This is a genomic window from Lichenibacterium ramalinae, from assembly GCF_004137085.1.
Taxonomy (GTDB): domain Bacteria; phylum Pseudomonadota; class Alphaproteobacteria; order Rhizobiales; family Beijerinckiaceae; genus Lichenihabitans; species Lichenihabitans ramalinae.
On sequence record NZ_QYBC01000009.1, the window covers coordinates 169229 to 185339 of the forward strand.

A 16111-nucleotide genomic window follows, 5' to 3' on the forward strand; every position below is an offset into this window, starting at 1 on the left:
GATCCTGTCCCCGCACGGGCGGAAGTGCGGAGGTCACCGGATGGGGTTCGTCAGGTTGGCGGTCGGCAGCGCCGTCGTGGCGTTGCTGGCGGCGCATCAATTGTCCGCCATGGCGCCGGCGCAGCGCGGCGCGCTCTGGGCCGGCGTGCTGGGTGCGGTCGGGACGGTGAATCCCGGGAGCGGCGCCGCGGCCGCGCCTTCGGCACCGCCGGTGGCCCCCGTCGCCGCGTCTGCCGCCGCGCCCGCCGCCCCACCGGCCTTCGGCGGCGAGGAAACGATCGCGCCCGACAGGCTCGGCCAGTTCCAGACCACGATCGAGGTCGACGGGCAGCGCCTTCCCGCCATGGTGGACACCGGCGCGTCCTATCTGGCGCTGCCCGCCGAGGCCGCCGACAGGCTCGGCATCCGCCCGCTCCCCGCCGACTTCAACATCCCGGTCAGCACCGCCAACGGGCGCGCTCTCGTGGCCAAGGTCAACCTGCCCTCGGTGCGGCTCGGCGGCATCGAGGTCCGCGACGTGACGGCGCTGGTCAGCGGCCGGGGGCAGCTCGGCCAGGCGCTGATCGGCATGAGCTTCCTGTCGCGCCTGTCGAGCGTCAGGATGGACCACGGCCGGCTGCTGCTCGCCCGGTGAACGGCACCGCAGCGCGGTGCGGCCGGCTCACACCGCCGCGCGCCGGCGCATCGCGTCGAAGTCCTGCGGCTTTCGGCCGGCATCCGGAATGGGCCACAGTCGCCGCGCCTCGTCGCCGAGCGACCGCGACACCTGATTGAAGATCTGCCGCAGCCGGTGGACATGCGGGTTGTCGAGGCGGAAGCGGATGTCGGCCTTCAGGGTGGCGAGGTTCGGCGCCGCTCCTCCGGCCGGCGGCGGGGGGTGATGCTGCCACAATATGGCGCCCACGGCGCCGATCAGCGCGTCGTCCCGGCAGGCCGGGTCGAGCAACACCCGTTCGAGGTCGAAGATCGTCCGGATGCCCAGCGTCCACAGCTGCTGCAGCGCCATGGGGCCGACCGAGGCGCAGAGCTGCGCCTGGGCCACCCAATCCATGATCTGGTAGACGCCGTAGGGCGTCTCGACGAAGAGCATCAGCGGGTTGGCGGCGGCGAGGTTCTGCACGGTCCCGATGTGATAATCGTCGAGGCGGCTGCGGGTCTCGGAATCGATCCCGTCGATGACTTCGAGAGGCGTCGACGTGAAGGCCTCGAACAGGCCGGTCGCTTCGCGCTTGTAGAGGCGCAGCCGCGACCAGCGCAGCACGGTCCGCACCGCGACATCGGGGAAGTAGCCGGCCGCGAAGGCCGCCACGAGCACCACCGGAAAGGCGGCGGGTCCCTCGACGTCGAAGGGGAGACCCACGGCCTGGCCGAGGCGGAAGACCCCGAAGACCAGGAGGGGAGCGCTGACCACCGAGAAGCACAGGTTGACGAAGGCTCCCAGCATGGAGAAGGGGCTGAGGTCGAAGTTGTTGATCGCCTGGCGGAAGGCGCGCAGCGTGAACAGCGCCGCGCCCGCGTAGGCAGCCAGCAGCACCCAGCCGAAGAGCGGCAAGTCGGCGTGGTCGCCGAGCCAGGGCACCGACGCCCCGACCGGCTGGTGGAAGGCCACGTGCAGCACCATCGCCAGCGTGAGGGCGTTCAGCGCCGAACACAGCAGGACGAAGGGGATGGCGCTCAGCAGCCAATGATGGCGCAGGAAGTCCGGCCGCCCTCGGCCGCCGCCGGGCCCGGGGTCGCGGTCGACCGAATACTTGTACTTCACGAACTCGAAGGACGGGATGATGGTGTCGCCTCCGCTCTTCGACGTGTCGAAGACGAACTTGAGGTCTTCGACGATCCCCTGGCGGTGACGCTTGGTCGACTCGCGCGTGACCACGAAGATGGCGGGGATCAGGGCGGCGGTGCCGCAGGATACGACCAGGATCAGCAACGGCAGCATCGCAGACCTCGCGTGATCGATGCGCGACTCACCCCGCCCGCGGCGGCCAAGACGCGACTTCAGGTATATTAATGATCGGATGCGCTCTGTAAAGTTGTGAAAAACCGGCGCGAGGCGGGCTTCGGCGGGGCTCCGGTGCCGGTCGCCGCATGCTGCCATTTCGGCGGCCCGCGCGTTGCGCTCCGACAGGACAACAGGAGCTGGACGATGGCCGATATGGTGTGGGACTCGCCCGCCGTGGTGCGTTGGAGCCCCGAGATGACGACCGAACAGATTGGGGTGTCGGGGGACGCTGCCGAGACGCGCAGCTTTCCCGACCTGCGCGCGGCGCTGAACTTCGTCATGGAGGAGCTGGAGCCGACCCCGCGCATGAACGTCGGGGTGTATCCCGAGCGGGGCAGCGCGCTGATCAACCTCGCCTATATCGAGCAGGCCTACCGCACGCACCCCATGCCGGACGGCGAACCCGGCGGGGCCGCCTGACTGGCCCTCCGCCGGGACGGAGGAGGGGGCGAGGTGACGAGGTTTCGCGCCGGCCCGCCCCGCGCTCGGGCGCGGTTCCGGCAGGAGCGGACGGCCTACCGCGACGATGCCGGCGCGGAACCTCGGACCGTTCGGCGCGAGTTGGCCGGGCGAGTCGATTCTAAGCCGGTGAGGCAGATTTCCGCATGTCCGACAGCAACGACACGTCCCTTTCACGCCGTCAGATCATGGGCGGCGCCGGGCTCGGCCTGGCGGCGGTGGCGGCCAGCCTGCCGGCGGCGGCCCAGACGGCACCCGGAGCCGCGCCGGCCGCCTCCGATGCGGCAGCGCCGAAGCCGTTGCAGGACCCCACCACCAAATATCCGCGGCCGCCCTATCCCCGGCAGTCGCAGCCCTGGCCGGGCCTGGCCGGGCAGATGGATCCCGTGCCCGACCATGGCGAGAAAAGCTACAAGGGTTCGGGGCGCCTGGCCGGTCGCCGGGCCCTCATCACGGGCGGCGATTCCGGCATGGGGCGGGCCGCCGCCATCGCCTTCGCGCGCGAGGGCGCCGATGTCGCCATCAACTACCTGCCGGCGGAAGAGCCCGATGCCCGCGAGGTCGTGGCGCTGATCCAGGCCGCGGGGCGCAAGGCCGTGGCGCTCCCCGGAGACCTGCGGGACGCGGCCTTCTGCCGGCGCCTCGTCGACGACGCCGTGCGCCAGCTCGGCGGCCTCGACATCCTGGTGAGCAATGCCGGGCGGCAGCAGTCGCGCGCCTCCATCGCCGAACTCTCCGACGAGGACTTCGACGCGACGATGAAGACCAACATCTACGCGCCGTTCTACATCATCAAGGCGGCGCTCCCCAGCCTCAAGCCGGGTTCGGCCATCATCGCCACGACGTCCGAACAGGCCTACGATCCGTCGCCGGACCTCTACGACTATGCGCAGACCAAGGCCGCCACGATGAACTTCGTGAAATCGCTGGCCAAGCAGCTCGGCCCCAAGGGCATCCGGGTGAACGGGGTCGCGCCGGGCCCGATCTGGACGCCGCTGCAGGTGTCGGGCGGCGCTTCGGAGGGCAAGGTCATGACCTTCGGGGCGACGGCCCCGCTCGGCAGGGCCGGCCAGCCGGCGGAACTGGCCGGCATCTACGTGCGGCTCGCCGAGGACGACGGCAGCTACACGACGGGCAACATCTACGGGGCTGGCGGCGGCCAGGGCCAGCCTTGAGCCGCGTCGACCGTACAGCTCCGCGAGGGACCTTGAGGATGGCGAAGACCGGATTGTGGGCAATGGCGGCGCTGGCCGTGGTGGCCGGCGGGAGCGGGGCCTCGGCGCAGACGCCGGTCCCGCCCTCGCCGAAGGACTTCGTCCTGGCGACGGCGCAGACCGACCGGTACGAGATCATGGCGGCGAGCGTCGCGTCGGCGCAGGCCCAGGACCCGCGCGTGCGCTCGCTGGCCCAGCAGCTCCTCGGCGATCACACGCGCGCCCGCGACGCGCTGCGCCAGGCCGCCGTGGCGGCCGGCCTGCCGGCGCCGCCGGACGGCATGTCGAGCGACGAGGCGAGCCTGCTCGCCGGCCTCCAGGGCCTGCGGGGACGGGATTTCGACCGGGCCTACGCGCGCCAGCAGGTGCTGGTGCACACCCAGGCCGTCGCGGTCGCCGACAGCTTCGCGGCGGCGGGAGCGGACCCGACCCTGCGCAAGGCCGCGCAGGCCGAGCTCCCGACCCTGCGCGATCACCTCAAGGCCGCGCAGCAGCTGCGTGCCGATCTCGGCGGTCCCTGATCGGGCCTCTCCCTGGCGCGGCGTCGACGCGCGGCAGCGGGGCCGGGGTTGGGGGACATCCTGCCGCGTGGCTCCTATAGGCCGGGCCGCCGTCGCGGGAACCCGCAACGGGTCTGCGGATTGCGATCGCACCTGGGCCTGTCACGCCAGGCTTGGCCGCGATCGGGATCGCCGGTCCTGTCGCGGCGCATCGGGGTGCGGAACGGCCCGTCGTCGGAGGCCGATGTCAGGAGACGGGCCAGGGGATATGACGCTTACGGTGACGCCGCCGACGGATACGGATATGCGGCCTATGGCCCGCCGCTATACTTTCGGGGTGGTGACCTCGACGCCACGCAGGGCCTGAGCGGCCCCGGCTCGACAGCCTATGACCAGCAGGGGCCCTATTCTAGCTACGCTGCCGAGAGCGACCGCGGCGGCATCTTCGAGCGGCAGACCACGCTGTATGCCGACAAGGTCACATCGTCCACCAGCTATCATTATGCCGACTCGGATTACGCGTATTCCAGCTATGGCCGGACGACCTCCTACGAGGCGCCGTCGTTCGGCTTTCCGGCGGAAGGCGGGTCTCCACTGTCCGAGATTGATTCGAACAGCATTCGGACGGAAACGTTCGACGGAGACAGCGCGCACCTGTCTTCATACGCGACCACCTACTACGCCTACACCGATGGAACCTACAAGCAATCGTTCGAGACCTTCGTCCACGACTATGTCGGCGGGCAGTTGCAGGCCGATACGGATGTCGGGAGTGATTTCACGGTCACCGGCTATCGCCAGGGCTGAACCCCGATCGGACCCAAGGGAGGCCCCGTTCAGGTGAAGCCATGGTCGAGCGCGATCGACACCACGGTGCCGGCCGTGACGGTCGGGCCGGTGAACACAGCGGCGCCGCGGCGGACGACGACGACGAGACATGACGGCGGACCGGCCGGCGCCCCCGTTGTCCCCGCCTTCGGCGCCCCTCAGCGCCAGCCGAGGGCGGGGGCGACGTGCTTCAGGATGCTGTCGATGACGTGGATGTTATAGGCGACGCCGAGCTGGTTCGGCACCGTCAGCAGCAGCGTGTCGGCTTCGGCGATGGCCTCGTCGGCCGCGAGCTGCGCCACGAGCCGGTCGGGCTCGGCCGCGTAGGAACGGCCGAAGATGGCGCGCATGTCGTCGATCACGCCCACCTGGTCGCCCCCGCCGTCGCGCCCGAAATAGGCGCGGTCACGGTCGCTCACCAGGGCGAAGATCGAACGCGACACCGACACGCGCGGCTTGCGGGCATGCCCGGCCTCCGCCCAGGCCTCGCGGTAGCGGCGGATCTGCCGCGCCTGCTGGACGTGGAACGGCTCGCCGGTCTCGTCGGCCTTCAGGGTGGAGCTTTGCAGGTTCATGCCCTTGCGGGCGGCCCATACCGCCGTGGCGTCGGAGGCGGAACCCCACCAGATCCGGTCCCGCAGGGTCGGCGAATGGGGTTCGAGGCGGAGCAGGCCGGGCGGGTTCGGGAACATGGGGCGCGGGTTCGGCCGGGCGAAGCCCTCGCCGTCGAGGGCGCGCAGGAAGGTTTCGGCGTGGCGGCGCCCCATGTCGGCCTCGGTCTCGCCCGCGGCCGGCGCGTAGCCGAAGTGGCGCCAGCCGTCGATCACCTGCTCGGGGGAGCCGCGGCTGAGGCCGAGCTGCAGCCGCTCGCCGCCGATGAGGTCGGCGGCGCCGGCGTCCTCCGCCATGTAGAACGGGTTCTCGTAGCGCATGTCGATGACGGCGGTGCCGATCTCGATGCGGCTGGTCCGGGTCCCCACCGCCGCCAGCAGGGGGAACGGCGAGGCGAGCTGGCGGGCGAAGTGGTGGACGCGAAAATAGGCCCCGTCCGCGCCCAGTTCCTCGGCCGCCACGGCGAGGTCGATGGACTGCAGCAGCGTGTCGCGCGCCGTCCGAGTCGCCGATTGCGGCGACGGCGACCAATGCCCGAAGGACAGGAACCCGATCGTCTTCATGGTGATGCCCTCCGGGCCATGGCGCCCGTGCCCCTACGCCCCGCCCGGGGCGCGGCGCCCGGGCGATGACGCCAGATAGGTCGCCCACCGGCGGCCTCGCAAGGAGGCACACGGGTGTTACCTGACCGATACCTTGGCCGGCACTTGCCCGCGCCGGGGCCGCGTCGCGGCGGCCGGCTCACCGCCCGGCGAGCATCGCCGCCTGGGCCTCGACGAGCCGGCGCGCCTGGGCCTCGTAGGCGCGCCACCGCGGGCGGGGCGTGGCCGGCGGCAGCCCGTCGTCCGCGGTGCGCGAGGCGTCGGGGGCGGGGGTCGGCTTGTCGGGATCCTGGCCGTCGGCCTGGCACATGGCGCGCGCCGTCGTCTCCACCTGGTCCAAGGCTTCCTCCTGCGGAACGGCCTCGGGGAGGCCTGCCGTCGGGCAACGCGGGAAGGCGGGGTCCGGGTCGGGCCCGAAACGCCACGCCCCGGTCGGGCCGGCCGCCGCGCCCGGCAGGCTCCACCTCCGGTGGAACACCGTTCCCCTGCCGAAAGGGTTTCTCTATGGTGGCGAGCGAGGCGGACCCTCGTCGGATCCGCGCGTCACCGACGCCGACAGGGGCAGAACCACATGCGTTTCGATCTTTCACGGTCGGTCGCCGTCGCCATGGTGCTGACGCTGGCGCCGATGGCGGCCTGGGCCAAGTCGACCACCGTCAACGGCATCACCCTCGACGTGCCGGACGGGTACAAGGTGTCCAGCAGCAAACGTGGCGTGCTGGTCAAGTCGCCGGACGACGAGGTCGACGTCTGGGTGGAAACCTTCGAGGGGGCCGATACCCAGACCCTTCTGGGCGAACACGCCGCCTATTGGGACAAGGAGAAGGTCGACCTGCACGGCAACGGCATCACGACCACCGGCAAGTCCGGCGATGCCAACGTCTCCAACACCGATTTTCCCGATGCCACCTGGAAGGGCGACCCCACCGTCCTGCGCTATTCCGCCATCGGACCCTACGGGTCGAAGAACAAGATGGTGCTGGTGACCTACTGGGCCTCGCCCGGCGGCGACAAGGACTTCGGCGGCGCCATCCAGACGATGATCGGCGACATCGGCTTCAAGTTCGAAAAATAGACGACGGGCGGCGCTCGGCCCGGCGGTCCACGCCGGGCCTCCGGGCCGAGTCTGCGCCATCGCCGGCTCAGGTCTTGACGTCGAGGCCGACGATCTTCCACTCGCCGTCGGACTGGATGTATTTCAGCACGTATGCGGCGTGATAGTCGCTCGTCAGGTCGATGCTGCCCTGCAGGATGAGCATGTCGTCGTCGAGCTTGGCTTCGTTGCCCTTCAGCGGCTTGGCCACGGCCCGGCTGATGTCGACGTGGTTGTCGACGAAGCCCTTGAAGATCTCCTTGAACTTGTCGGGCGAGAACTGGTCGCGGAACGGCTTGGCGGCCTTCGCGTGCAACACCGTGTAGTTGCCCGTGAGGTTGGCGTCGTTGAAGGTCATCAGCGTCGTCTTGACGAGGACCTCCTGGTCCTCGGCCGACGGGATGCTCAGCGCGAAGGCCGACAGCGAACTCGCGATCAGCAACCCGGCCGCGACGACGACGCGTTTGAAACCGATGGACACCATGTCGAACCCCTCTGCAGCCGAAGCGCTGGCGCCCCCGCGCCATCGCGAGGGTCCACGACCGGGCGGCACGGCAAGACCGCGGCGGCAAGACCGCGGCGGCAAGGCCGCGGCGGCAGGGGTCCGGCGAGCCGGCATGGCTGCGGGCGGCCGTCGCGGGGCGCGTTGCCGTCGCGGGCCGGGCCTGTATCGCCGCCGCTGCCGAAAACGGACGTCCCGAGCCGACCACGATCTGCCGTCGAGATTGCTGGAATCCAGGACAACCGTCAATAGTCAGGTGCCGTGGCGAAGCCCTCCGGCCGCCATCGTCGCGGGGTGCCGCCCGAGGGCGGGCCGACCGGGGGCTGGGGGCGGCTCAGCCCAGCAGGCCCACGATGCCCTTCACGTCGCGCAGCGTGGCCTCCGCGATGGCCCCGGCGCGCTCGGCGCCGCTCGCCAGCACGCCGTCGATGTAGCCCGGGTCGGCGGTGAGCCGGCGCATCTCGGCGGCGATGGGCGACAGCTTCTCCACCGCGAGGTCGCTCAACGCGGCCTTGAAGGTCGAGAACTGGTGGCCGCCGTGCTGGCTCAGCACCTCGGCCTTGCTCAGCCCCGCCAGCCCCGCGAAGATGGCGACGAGGTTGTCGGCCTCCGGGCGCCCGGCCAGGCCGTCGACCTCGGACGGCAGGGCGTCGGGGTCGGTCTTGGCCCGGCGGATCTTGCCGGCGATCGTGTCGGCGTCGTCGGTCAGGTTGATGCGGGAATTGTCCGAGACATCCGACTTCGACATCTTCTTGGCGCCGTCGCGCAGGCTCATCACCCGCGTGGCCGGCCCCTGGATCAGCGGCTCGGGCAGCTTGAAATAGCTGTCGCGCCCGGTCTTCTCGGCGATGCGGGCCGAGAAGTCGTTGTTGAACTTGGTGGCGATGTCGCGCGTCAGTTCGAGGTGCTGCTTCTGGTCGTCGCCGACCGGCACGGCATCGGCCCTGTAGAGCAGGATGTCGGCCGCCATCAGCACCGGATAGGCGTAGAGCCCCACCGAGGCGTTCTCGCGGTCCTTGCCGGCCTTCTCCTTGAACTGCGTCATGCGGTTCAGCCAGCCGAGCCGCGCCACGCAGTTGAAGATCCAGGCGAGTTCGGCGTGGCCGGGCACGCGGCTCTGGTTGAAGATGGCGTGGCGCACCGGGTCGATGCCGGCCGCGATGAAGGCGGCCGTCACCTCGCGGGTGGTGGCTTCGAGGGCGGCGGGGTCCTGCGGCACCGTGATGGCGTGGAGGTCCACCACGCAATACAGGCAGTCGTGGTCCTGCTGCAGCGTGACGAACCGCGTGATGGCGCCGAGGTAGTTGCCGAGATGGAGGTTGCCGGTCGGCTGCACGCCGGACAGGATGCGGGGTCTAGCGGTCATGGTCTCGGCTTCGCGTCGGGTGGAGGGACGGGGGCTCGTTCCTAATCCACCGCAGCCCGGCGCGAAAGGGTCACGGCTTGGTGGACAGCCGCTCCAGCCGCTTCTGCATCTCCTCCATGTCGCGCTTCATGGTTTCGAGGTCGTCGGCCTTGGCGGGGGCGGCCTCGGCCGCCGCCGGGGTCGCGGCCGGCGTCAGCGCGCCCGTGAAGGGGTTGAACATGGTCAGGGCCTGCGAGAACATCAGCATGTTCTTGCGCGTCTGGTCCTCGAGCTGGTCGAACATCTGGCTGCGCAGGGGGGCGCCCGGCAGCAGCTTGGCGCCGAACGACGCCTCGATCTGTTCGCGGAAATTGTGCTGGTCGTTGGTCAGCTTGTCGAGCGTGAACTCGAGGTAGCTCGGCACCAGCATCTGCATGCTGTCGCCGTAGAAGCGGATCAGCTGCCGCAGGAAGGAGATCGGCAGCAGGCTCTGGCCGCCCTTGCCCTCCTGGTCGAAGATGATCTGCGCCAGCACCGACCGGGTGATCTCCTCGCTGGTCTTGGCGTCGAAGACGACGAAGTCTTCGCCCCGCTTCACCATGAGGGCCAGGTCCTCCAGCGTCACGTAGGTGCTGGTCTCGGTATTGTAGAGCCGACGGTTTGCATATTTTTTGACCGTCACCGGCTGTTTGGCATCCGCCGTCATCGCATCCACCCGCTCTGTCCCGACCCGCGTCCCGTTCCGGCAAGATAGGGAGAACGCGCGGGCGGGGGAATATGAATTTGGAGGTTGCGGGCCGGCCCGGTCTTTTCCACATAGGATGGGACACGCGGGAACGGCCGGAACGGCTGCCCTGTCCGTGAGCGAGGCCAGGCTGGCCTGCCCGGAAAAGAGGCGAAACCTGCGCGCCGCCGCCGACGCCCCTCAGGGTGCGGCGGGCGGACGTCCCTGTCCAGGAACCCCGAGGAGATCCCATGTCCACCGACATCGTCATCGTGTCCGCCGCCCGCACTCCCGTGGGCTCGTTCAACGGCGCCTTCGCCAACACGCCCGCCCATGAACTCGGCGCCACGGCGGTGAAGGCCGCGCTCGAGCGCGCCAAGGTTTCGGCCGACGAGGTCGACGAGGTGATCATGGGCCAGGTGCTCACCGCCGGCCAGGGCCAGAACCCGGCCCGCATCGCCGCCATGGCGGCGGGCATCCCCAAGGAGAAGACCGCCTGGGGCCTGAACCAGCTCTGCGGCTCGGGCCTGCGCGCCGTGGCGCTGGGCCTGCAGCAGATCGCCAACGGCGATGCCAGCATCATCGTGGCGGGCGGCCAGGAATCCATGAGCCTCGCGCCACATGCCGCCTACCTGCGCTCCGGGCAGAAGATGGGCGACCTGAAGTTCGTCGACACGATGCTGAAGGACGGCCTCCTCGACGCCTTCCAGGGCTACCACATGGGCACCACGGCCGAGAACGTCGCCGGCAAGTGGCAGCTCAACCGCGAAGAGCAGGACACGTTCGCGGCGGGCTCGCAGAACAAGGCCGAGGCCGCCCAGAAGGAGGGTCGCTTCAAGGACGAGATCGTGCCGGTGACGGTCAAGACCCGCAAGGGCGACGTCGTCGTCGACCAGGACGAATACATCCGCCCCGGCACCACCGTCGAGGCGCTGGCGAAGCTGAAGCCCGCCTTCTCCAAGGAGGGCTCGGTCACGGCCGGCAACGCGTCCGGCATCAACGACGGCGCCGCCGCCCTGGTGCTGATGACGGCCGCCGAGGCCGAGAAGCGCGGCCTGACGCCGCTGGCCAGGATCGCCTCCTGGGCCACCGCCGGCGTCGACCCGGCCGTGATGGGCTCGGGCCCGATCCCGGCCTCGCGCAAGGCGCTGGAGAAGGCCGGCTGGAAGGTCAAGGACGTCGAGCTCGTCGAGGCCAACGAGGCCTTCGCGGCCCAGGCCTTGGCGGTCAACAAGGACATGGGCTGGGATCCCGCCATCGTGAACGTCAACGGCGGCGCCATCGCCATCGGCCACCCGATCGGGGCTTCCGGCGCCCGCGTGCTCACCACGCTGCTCTACGAGATGCAGCGCCGCGACGCCAAGAAGGGCCTGGCGACGCTGTGCATCGGCGGCGGCATGGGCATCGCCATGTGCCTCGAACGCCCGAACTGACCGCGTCCCGCATCGGCACCATCGGACGGGCGGGGCTTCGGCTCCGCCCGCTTTCGTTCCGGCCCGCGCGACATGGCCGCGGGCGGAACCCGTGTCCGGCGCACCTGTTGTGCCGGCACGCAAGGTCACACGGGGAGGCTTCGGTCATGGCATCAGCCGGCAAGTCGAAGGGCACCAGCCAGGAAGACAAGGTCCAGGCGCCCGACAAGCACAACACCGCCTCCAAGGGCATGGCCGAGATGACGCGCGGCGCCGGCGGCACGGGCGACCCGGAAGCGCTGGACGACGTCGACTATACCCGCCCGGCGGGCGAGGGCGACGTCGAGCGCGGCCGCTCGCACGAGGAACACAAACGGTTCGGCGACCGCAGCGATACCTGACGGCGCGACAGCAGGAGGCGAGGATGAGCAAGCATATCGACGGACACCGGAAGGGCGACGAGATCGCCATCGGCGAGATCACCGTCCAGGACGACCTCAAGCGCAACCCGGGCATCGGTCAATCGAAGGGCCTGACGGGGGCCGACCCCGAGGACATCGCGGCGGACAGCACCGCCGAGGGCGACACCGCCAACGAGGTGGATGCCCGCACGGGCGGCGTCGACCCGAAGCACATGGGCCGCACCAACCGCTGACGGGAGGACCTCGGGGGCCGCGCGCCCGGCTTCCGTCCGCTGCCGGACGGTAACTCCCGGCGGGTTTCTCCCGTTGTCAAAGGGCCCGCCGGGTGGATCTCAGGCGGGCCCGAGACAACGGGAGGCCAGGTCCCGCGATGCCACGCTATTACTTCGACGTCCACGACGGCGACCATTACAGCCGCGACGAGAGCGGCCTCTGCCTGCCGGAGGTCGGCAAGGTGTGGGAGATCGCCGTCCCCATGGTGGACGAGATCGCCAGGGCCAAGCACCAGCGGCAGCCGCCCCACACCGTTTCGGTCGTGGTCAGGGACGGGGAAGGCCGGATCGTGTATCGCAGCGACCACGTCGGCCGCCGGCAGGAAGAGACGGCCTGAGGCCGGCTTCGCCGGCCTCAGGCCCCGTCGCGCTCAGGCGGCCTTGCGCTTCGCCTGGATCAGGCCGCGGTTCACCAGCACTTCGGCGATCTGCACGGCGTTGAGGGCGGCGCCCTTGCGCAGGTTGTCGCTGACGCACCAGAAGGACAGGCCGTTCTCCACCGTCGGGTCCTCGCGCACGCGCGAGATGTAGGTGGCGTCCTCACCGGCCGCCTCGTGCGGCGTGATGTAGCCGCCGGGCTCGTGCCGATCGATCAGCAGGCAGCCCGGCGCCTCGCGCAGGATGTCCTTCGCCTCCTCGGCCGAGATCGGATCCTCGAACTCGACGTTCACGGCTTCGGAATGGCTGATGAACACCGGCACGCGCACGCAGGTGGCGGTGAGCTTGATCTTGGGGTCGAGAATCTTCTTGGTCTCGACCACCATCTTCCACTCCTCCTTGGTCGAACCGTCCTCCATGAAGACGTCGATCTGCGGGATGAGGTTGAAGGCGATGCGCTTCGGGAACTTCTTGGTCTCCAGCGCATCCGACACGAAGACGGCCCGCGTCTGGGTGAAGAGCTCGTCCATGCCCTCCTTGCCGGCGCCCGACACGGATTGGTAGGTCGCCACCACCACGCGCTTGATGCGGGCCTTGTCGTGCAGGGGCTTCAGCGCCACGACGAGCTGTGCCGTCGAGCAATTGGGGTTGGCGATGATGTTGAGCTTGCGGAAGCCCACGATGGCGTCGGCGTTCACCTCGGGCACGATCAGCGGCACCTCGGCGTGCATGCGGTAGGCCGAGGAATTGTCGATGACGACGCAGCCCTGCGCGCCGATGCGCTGCGCCCATTCCTTCGAGATCTCGCCGCCCGCCGACATGAGGCAGATGTCCGTGTCGGAAAAGTCGTGCTGGTCGAGGACCTTGCACTTCAGGATCTTGTCCCCGAAGGAGATCTCGGTGCCGCGCGAGCGGTTGGAGGCCAGGGCCACGACTTCGCTGGCCGGGAAGCCGCGTTCGGCCAGGATGCCGAGTATCTCGCGGCCCACATTGCCGGTGGCGCCGACGACGGCAACCTTGAACGCCATGTGATCTCTCCTCGGCGGTGGGATGGCTGAAAGCCGCCCTGCATAGAGCCTCGCGTGCCGCGCCGCAATGGCGTCGAGCCACGGCACGGGCCTCCGGATGCGGGTCGACGTGGGACCTTCGGGAGCGCCCTTCTCCCCACGGGGGAGAAGCGCGACGGTCCGCGGCGCCCCGCGCGGGTTTTGTGCGGCTGCGAGATCTTCTTGCGGTGCAGAAGTAGATGCATCGCGTCCGTCCAGTGTTCATGGCGAAATCGCATGGTCTCGCGTCGATCCCATGCGGAGCCATGTCTTCTCCGACGATCCTGCCAGGATTATCTCACCATCATACAATCGAGCCTGCACCTGACAGGCTCGGGCAGGAGCAGGAGGCGGCACATGCGTGCGTTGAAACTTCACGCGACTGTGGCGATGCTGGCCGGGGCGATGACGGTCGGTGGGATCGGTGCCGCGATGGCGGGCGCCGACGACGGGGGCGCCCATGCCTTCTTCGCGATCCCGAGCCCGGGTTCGGCGACCGGGGTCGCCGCAACCGCCACGCCCGACGGGGCCTCCGGTGTCGCCGATAGCGCGGCCGAGGCACAGCCCAGTGCCGGCGTGAGCCGGACGGTCGTGGCGGAGAGGCGCGCGTTACGGCGCCACGTCGCCGTGACGCGCCTCGCCCACTACACGGCTGCACCCCACCGGTCCGTGCCGCATGTCGCCGTTGTGCGCCACGAGGGCCCGCATCGCGCGGTGGCGGTGGCCCATCGTGTCCCGGCGCCGGGGACGCTGCACGCCATGCATCGCGGGCCTGAGACCGGCGGCCACCAGTCCTGACGTGACTCCGCCCCGTCGGTCCGCTCCGCGGGTTCAGCCCGCGAAGAAGAAGGCGAGGGCGAGGAGCAGGTAGACCCCCACCAGGAGGAGTCCCTCGAACCACGTGGTCTCGCCATCGCCCGCCACCGCATTCACGATGAGCGCCGTGACGCCGATGGCGAACAAGTCGAGCGGGTTCGAGAAGACCAGGGTCATCGGCTTGCCGATGAGGAAGGACGCCACGACCAGCAGCGGCGCCACCACCAGGGCGACCTGGATGGCGGAGCCGATGCAGATATCCATGACGAGGCCCATCCGGTCGCGGTGGGCGAAGAGCACGGCGGCGAACAGGTCGGCGGAGGTGCCGATGAGCGCCAGCACCACGACGCCGAGGAACAGCGGCGACAGGTGCAACTGGCTCGCCGTGGCCTCGAGGGCGCCCGAGACGAGTTCGGCCTCGAAGGCCAGCACCGCCGTGCCCACCACCATGATGCCGACCGGAACCCAGATCGACCGGCCGCGGCCCTCGGCGCCGCGTTCGGCGGCGGCTTCGGCGCTGTCGCGCGCGAAGACGTCGCGGTGGGTGACCAGCGTGTAGATCAGGTTGCCGGCATAGATGGCGAGCAGCACGGCCGACACGCCGAGGCTGAGTTGCTCGTCCGAGAACGGGATGTCGCGCCCGTCCGGATGCAGGCGCAGCACGAGGTCGAAGACGGCCGGCAGCAGCAGCGCGATCAGCACCACCACCAGCAGGCTGGACAGCAGGCCGGCGCGCTCCCGCTTGAAGGTTTGGCGGGCGCGCGTCGCGCCGCCCACCAGGATGGCGAGTCCCAGCCCGAGCAGGCCGGTGCCGATGATGGAGCCGGTGATCTGCGCCCGCACCACGCCGGCCTGGCCGTCCGCCAGGACGAAGACGGCGAGCACCAGTTCGGCGATCGAGCCGAAGCTGACGTTGAGCAGCCCCCCGACGGCGGGACCTGCCGCTTCCGCGACGGCCTCGGTTGCCGAGGAGACGTGATAGGCCAGGACCATCACGCCGACGGCGGCGGTGACGAAGACCCACAGGGGCGAGGCCCCCCACAGGAAATGCAGTGCCGCCGAGAGCGGCACGACGATAAGGAGCAGCAGAGCGATCATGGCACCGTCCGGGGGATTGCCATGTCTCAATGCCGGCGCCGCCCTCGCGTTGCCTCGGCAATGCGCACTTCGGCCGGGGGCCCGGCCGAAGGCGGTGCGGTCAGGCGCGCGCCAGCCGCGCCATGCCCATGTCGCGCTCGGGCCGGGCGGCCTCCATCGCGGGCATCTTGTCGCGGCCGTCCAGAGTTTCGACCTTCTTCAGCTCGTCCTGCGCTTCGCCGAGCAGGCCCCTGGCTTCGTCGAGCTGGTCCTTCAGCTCATCCGACGACCGTTTCAGGTTGTCGCGCCGGGTCACCGCGGCACGGGCGAAGGTGGGATAAGCATAATGGTTCGGATCCGAGATGCCCGAACGCTGTTCTTCCGACGCGATCTCGCGATCGAGATCGACCACCATGCGGCTGAAATCCGCGATCATGGACTCGATCTGCGTGACGCGACGGCGCCGTTCGTCGACTTGAAACCGTTTGAGGCGGATGAGGTGATCCCGCGACTTCACCATGCAAAACTCCAAGACGCGAGGGGCGGAAACTATGCTTCGACCCTTCAGGACCATGCCGACGCCGCGAGACACCTGGACCTTGGCGGATGGAAGTTGCTTCTTCCTTACTCCTGACGCTTGAAAGTAAGGGTAACGGGCTGCGGACCGCGATCGCGCGGCGCTAACGTCCTGTTTACCTTTTCCGTTAAGATTGCCAGATGGAGCCCACCCCGACGGTTCCCAGCCCCCGTCGTTCGGTGGGCCGCCGGCGGGGGTGGGGAGGCGGAGCGGACCGCCGACATGAGCAA

General features: G+C 69.7%; 20 protein-coding genes. 11 read left to right on the top strand and 9 right to left on the bottom strand.

Translation table 11 applies throughout. The features are described from left to right. Nucleotides 1-40: 40 nt before the first annotated feature. A complete protein-coding gene (locus D3272_RS12425; RefSeq protein WP_129219494.1) occupies nt 41-634 on the top strand; it encodes a retropepsin-like aspartic protease family protein in 594 nt (197 codons plus the stop codon). Between the two features lie 27 nt (nt 635-661). On the opposite strand, the gene D3272_RS12430 is transcribed toward D3272_RS12425, so the two are convergent. Continuing rightward, complete coding sequence (locus D3272_RS12430) at nt 662-1939, bottom strand: hypothetical protein (protein ID WP_129219495.1); 1278 nt, start codon at nt 1937-1939, stop codon at nt 662-664. 207 nt (nt 1940-2146) lie between these two features. On the opposite strand from D3272_RS12430, the gene D3272_RS12435 reads away from it, so the two are divergent. From D3272_RS12435 to D3272_RS12450, 4 genes are all read left to right on the top strand, one after another. Beyond that, nucleotides 2147-2422 carry a hypothetical protein gene (locus D3272_RS12435; protein ID WP_129219496.1) on the top strand — a complete coding sequence of 92 codons (276 nt, stop codon included), beginning with the start codon at nt 2147-2149 and terminating at the stop codon, nt 2420-2422. A gap of 185 nt (nt 2423-2607) precedes the next feature. Next, nucleotides 2608-3636, top strand: coding sequence for an SDR family oxidoreductase (locus D3272_RS12440; RefSeq protein WP_129219497.1), 1029 nt, complete (start codon nt 2608-2610; stop codon nt 3634-3636). A 38-nt stretch (nt 3637-3674) separates the two neighbouring features. Next, on the top strand, nt 3675-4196 hold the full coding sequence (locus D3272_RS12445) for a DUF4142 domain-containing protein (protein WP_129219498.1): 522 nt from the start codon (nt 3675-3677) through the stop codon (nt 4194-4196). A 48-nt stretch (nt 4197-4244) separates the two neighbouring features. Next, complete coding sequence (locus tag D3272_RS12450) at nt 4245-4982, top strand: hypothetical protein (RefSeq protein WP_129219499.1); 738 nt, start codon at nt 4245-4247, stop codon at nt 4980-4982. Nucleotides 4983-5161: 179 nt separating this feature from the next. Here the strand turns inward: D3272_RS12450 and D3272_RS12455 are convergent, their stop codons facing one another. Both D3272_RS12455 and D3272_RS12460 read right to left on the bottom strand, forming a co-directional pair. Then, the gene (locus D3272_RS12455; protein ID WP_129219500.1) at nt 5162-6178 is read right to left on the bottom strand and encodes an LLM class flavin-dependent oxidoreductase; all 1017 of its coding nucleotides are present in this window, start codon (nt 6176-6178) and stop codon (nt 5162-5164) included. A gap of 178 nt (nt 6179-6356) precedes the next feature. Further along, nucleotides 6357-6557 carry a hypothetical protein gene (locus tag D3272_RS12460; protein WP_129219501.1) on the bottom strand — a complete coding sequence of 67 codons (201 nt, stop codon included), beginning with the start codon at nt 6555-6557 and terminating at the stop codon, nt 6357-6359. Between the two features lie 231 nt (nt 6558-6788). Between D3272_RS12460 and D3272_RS12465 the strand changes: the two genes are divergently transcribed. Then, nucleotides 6789-7292 carry a hypothetical protein gene (locus D3272_RS12465; protein ID WP_129219502.1) on the top strand — a complete coding sequence of 168 codons (504 nt, stop codon included), beginning with the start codon at nt 6789-6791 and terminating at the stop codon, nt 7290-7292. A 67-nt stretch (nt 7293-7359) separates the two neighbouring features. On the opposite strand, the gene D3272_RS12470 is transcribed toward D3272_RS12465, so the two are convergent. The 3 genes from D3272_RS12470 to phaR form a co-directional block, all read right to left on the bottom strand. Beyond that, entirely contained in the window at nt 7360-7794 is a 435-nt protein-coding gene (locus D3272_RS12470) for a hypothetical protein (RefSeq protein WP_129219503.1), read from the bottom strand. A gap of 352 nt (nt 7795-8146) precedes the next feature. After that, nucleotides 8147-9178 (bottom strand): tryptophan--tRNA ligase, encoded by a 1032-nt coding sequence (gene trpS / locus D3272_RS12475; protein WP_129219504.1) that lies wholly within the window; start codon nt 9176-9178, stop codon nt 8147-8149. Nucleotides 9179-9248: 70 nt separating this feature from the next. Next, a complete protein-coding gene (gene phaR, locus D3272_RS12480; RefSeq protein ID WP_129219505.1) occupies nt 9249-9863 on the bottom strand; it encodes a polyhydroxyalkanoate synthesis repressor PhaR in 615 nt (204 codons plus the stop codon). Nucleotides 9864-10132: 269 nt separating this feature from the next. Between phaR and D3272_RS12485 the strand changes: the two genes are divergently transcribed. The 4 genes from D3272_RS12485 (at nt 10133) to D3272_RS12500 (ending at nt 12325) form a co-directional block, all read left to right on the top strand. Beyond that, nucleotides 10133-11314 (top strand): acetyl-CoA C-acetyltransferase, encoded by a 1182-nt coding sequence (locus D3272_RS12485; RefSeq protein WP_129219506.1) that lies wholly within the window; start codon nt 10133-10135, stop codon nt 11312-11314. A 146-nt stretch (nt 11315-11460) separates the two neighbouring features. Next, nucleotides 11461-11694, top strand: coding sequence for a hypothetical protein (locus tag D3272_RS12490; protein WP_129219507.1), 234 nt, complete (start codon nt 11461-11463; stop codon nt 11692-11694). A gap of 23 nt (nt 11695-11717) precedes the next feature. Continuing rightward, nucleotides 11718-11948: a hypothetical protein gene (locus D3272_RS12495; protein ID WP_245496524.1), complete on the top strand. Its 231-nt coding sequence runs from the start codon at nt 11718-11720 to the stop codon at nt 11946-11948. 137 nt (nt 11949-12085) lie between these two features. Further along, on the top strand, nt 12086-12325 hold the full coding sequence (locus tag D3272_RS12500; protein WP_129219508.1) for a DUF6894 family protein: 240 nt from the start codon (nt 12086-12088) through the stop codon (nt 12323-12325). 33 nt (nt 12326-12358) lie between these two features. On the opposite strand, the gene D3272_RS12505 is transcribed toward D3272_RS12500, so the two are convergent. Beyond that, entirely contained in the window at nt 12359-13393 is a 1035-nt protein-coding gene (locus tag D3272_RS12505; protein WP_129219509.1) for an aspartate-semialdehyde dehydrogenase, read from the bottom strand. A 375-nt stretch (nt 13394-13768) separates the two neighbouring features. Between D3272_RS12505 and D3272_RS12510 the strand changes: the two genes are divergently transcribed. After that, a complete protein-coding gene (locus D3272_RS12510) occupies nt 13769-14209 on the top strand; it encodes a hypothetical protein (protein ID WP_129219510.1) in 441 nt (146 codons plus the stop codon). 33 nt (nt 14210-14242) lie between these two features. On the opposite strand, the gene cax is transcribed toward D3272_RS12510, so the two are convergent. After that, nucleotides 14243-15325 (bottom strand): calcium/proton exchanger, encoded by a 1083-nt coding sequence (gene cax, locus D3272_RS12515; protein ID WP_129219511.1) that lies wholly within the window; start codon nt 15323-15325, stop codon nt 14243-14245. 100 nt (nt 15326-15425) lie between these two features. Beyond that, on the bottom strand, nt 15426-15821 hold the full coding sequence (locus D3272_RS12520; RefSeq protein WP_129219561.1) for a flagellar export protein FliJ: 396 nt from the start codon (nt 15819-15821) through the stop codon (nt 15426-15428). Nucleotides 15822-16111 lie beyond the last annotated feature (290 nt).

Coding starts and splice junctions, on each gene's coding strand:
- D3272_RS12425 (WP_129219494.1), top strand. CDS start 41: ATGGGGTTCGTCAGGTTGGCGGTCGGCAGCGCCGTCGTGGCGTTGCTG.
- D3272_RS12430 (WP_129219495.1), bottom strand. CDS start 1,939: ATGCTGCCGTTGCTGATCCTGGTCGTATCCTGCGGCACCGCCGCCCTG.
- D3272_RS12435 (WP_129219496.1), top strand. CDS start 2,147: ATGGCCGATATGGTGTGGGACTCGCCCGCCGTGGTGCGTTGGAGCCCC.
- D3272_RS12440 (WP_129219497.1), top strand. CDS start 2,608: ATGTCCGACAGCAACGACACGTCCCTTTCACGCCGTCAGATCATGGGC.
- D3272_RS12445 (WP_129219498.1), top strand. CDS start 3,675: ATGGCGAAGACCGGATTGTGGGCAATGGCGGCGCTGGCCGTGGTGGCC.
- D3272_RS12455 (WP_129219500.1), bottom strand. CDS start 6,178: ATGAAGACGATCGGGTTCCTGTCCTTCGGGCATTGGTCGCCGTCGCCG.
- D3272_RS12465 (WP_129219502.1), top strand. CDS start 6,789: ATGCGTTTCGATCTTTCACGGTCGGTCGCCGTCGCCATGGTGCTGACG.
- D3272_RS12470 (WP_129219503.1), bottom strand. CDS start 7,794: ATGGTGTCCATCGGTTTCAAACGCGTCGTCGTCGCGGCCGGGTTGCTG.
- trpS (WP_129219504.1), bottom strand. CDS start 9,178: ATGACCGCTAGACCCCGCATCCTGTCCGGCGTGCAGCCGACCGGCAAC.
- phaR (WP_129219505.1), bottom strand. CDS start 9,863: ATGACGGCGGATGCCAAACAGCCGGTGACGGTCAAAAAATATGCAAAC.
- D3272_RS12485 (WP_129219506.1), top strand. CDS start 10,133: ATGTCCACCGACATCGTCATCGTGTCCGCCGCCCGCACTCCCGTGGGC.
- D3272_RS12490 (WP_129219507.1), top strand. CDS start 11,461: ATGGCATCAGCCGGCAAGTCGAAGGGCACCAGCCAGGAAGACAAGGTC.
- D3272_RS12495 (WP_245496524.1), top strand. CDS start 11,718: ATGAGCAAGCATATCGACGGACACCGGAAGGGCGACGAGATCGCCATC.
- D3272_RS12500 (WP_129219508.1), top strand. CDS start 12,086: ATGCCACGCTATTACTTCGACGTCCACGACGGCGACCATTACAGCCGC.
- D3272_RS12505 (WP_129219509.1), bottom strand. CDS start 13,393: ATGGCGTTCAAGGTTGCCGTCGTCGGCGCCACCGGCAATGTGGGCCGC.
- D3272_RS12510 (WP_129219510.1), top strand. CDS start 13,769: ATGCGTGCGTTGAAACTTCACGCGACTGTGGCGATGCTGGCCGGGGCG.
- cax (WP_129219511.1), bottom strand. CDS start 15,325: ATGATCGCTCTGCTGCTCCTTATCGTCGTGCCGCTCTCGGCGGCACTG.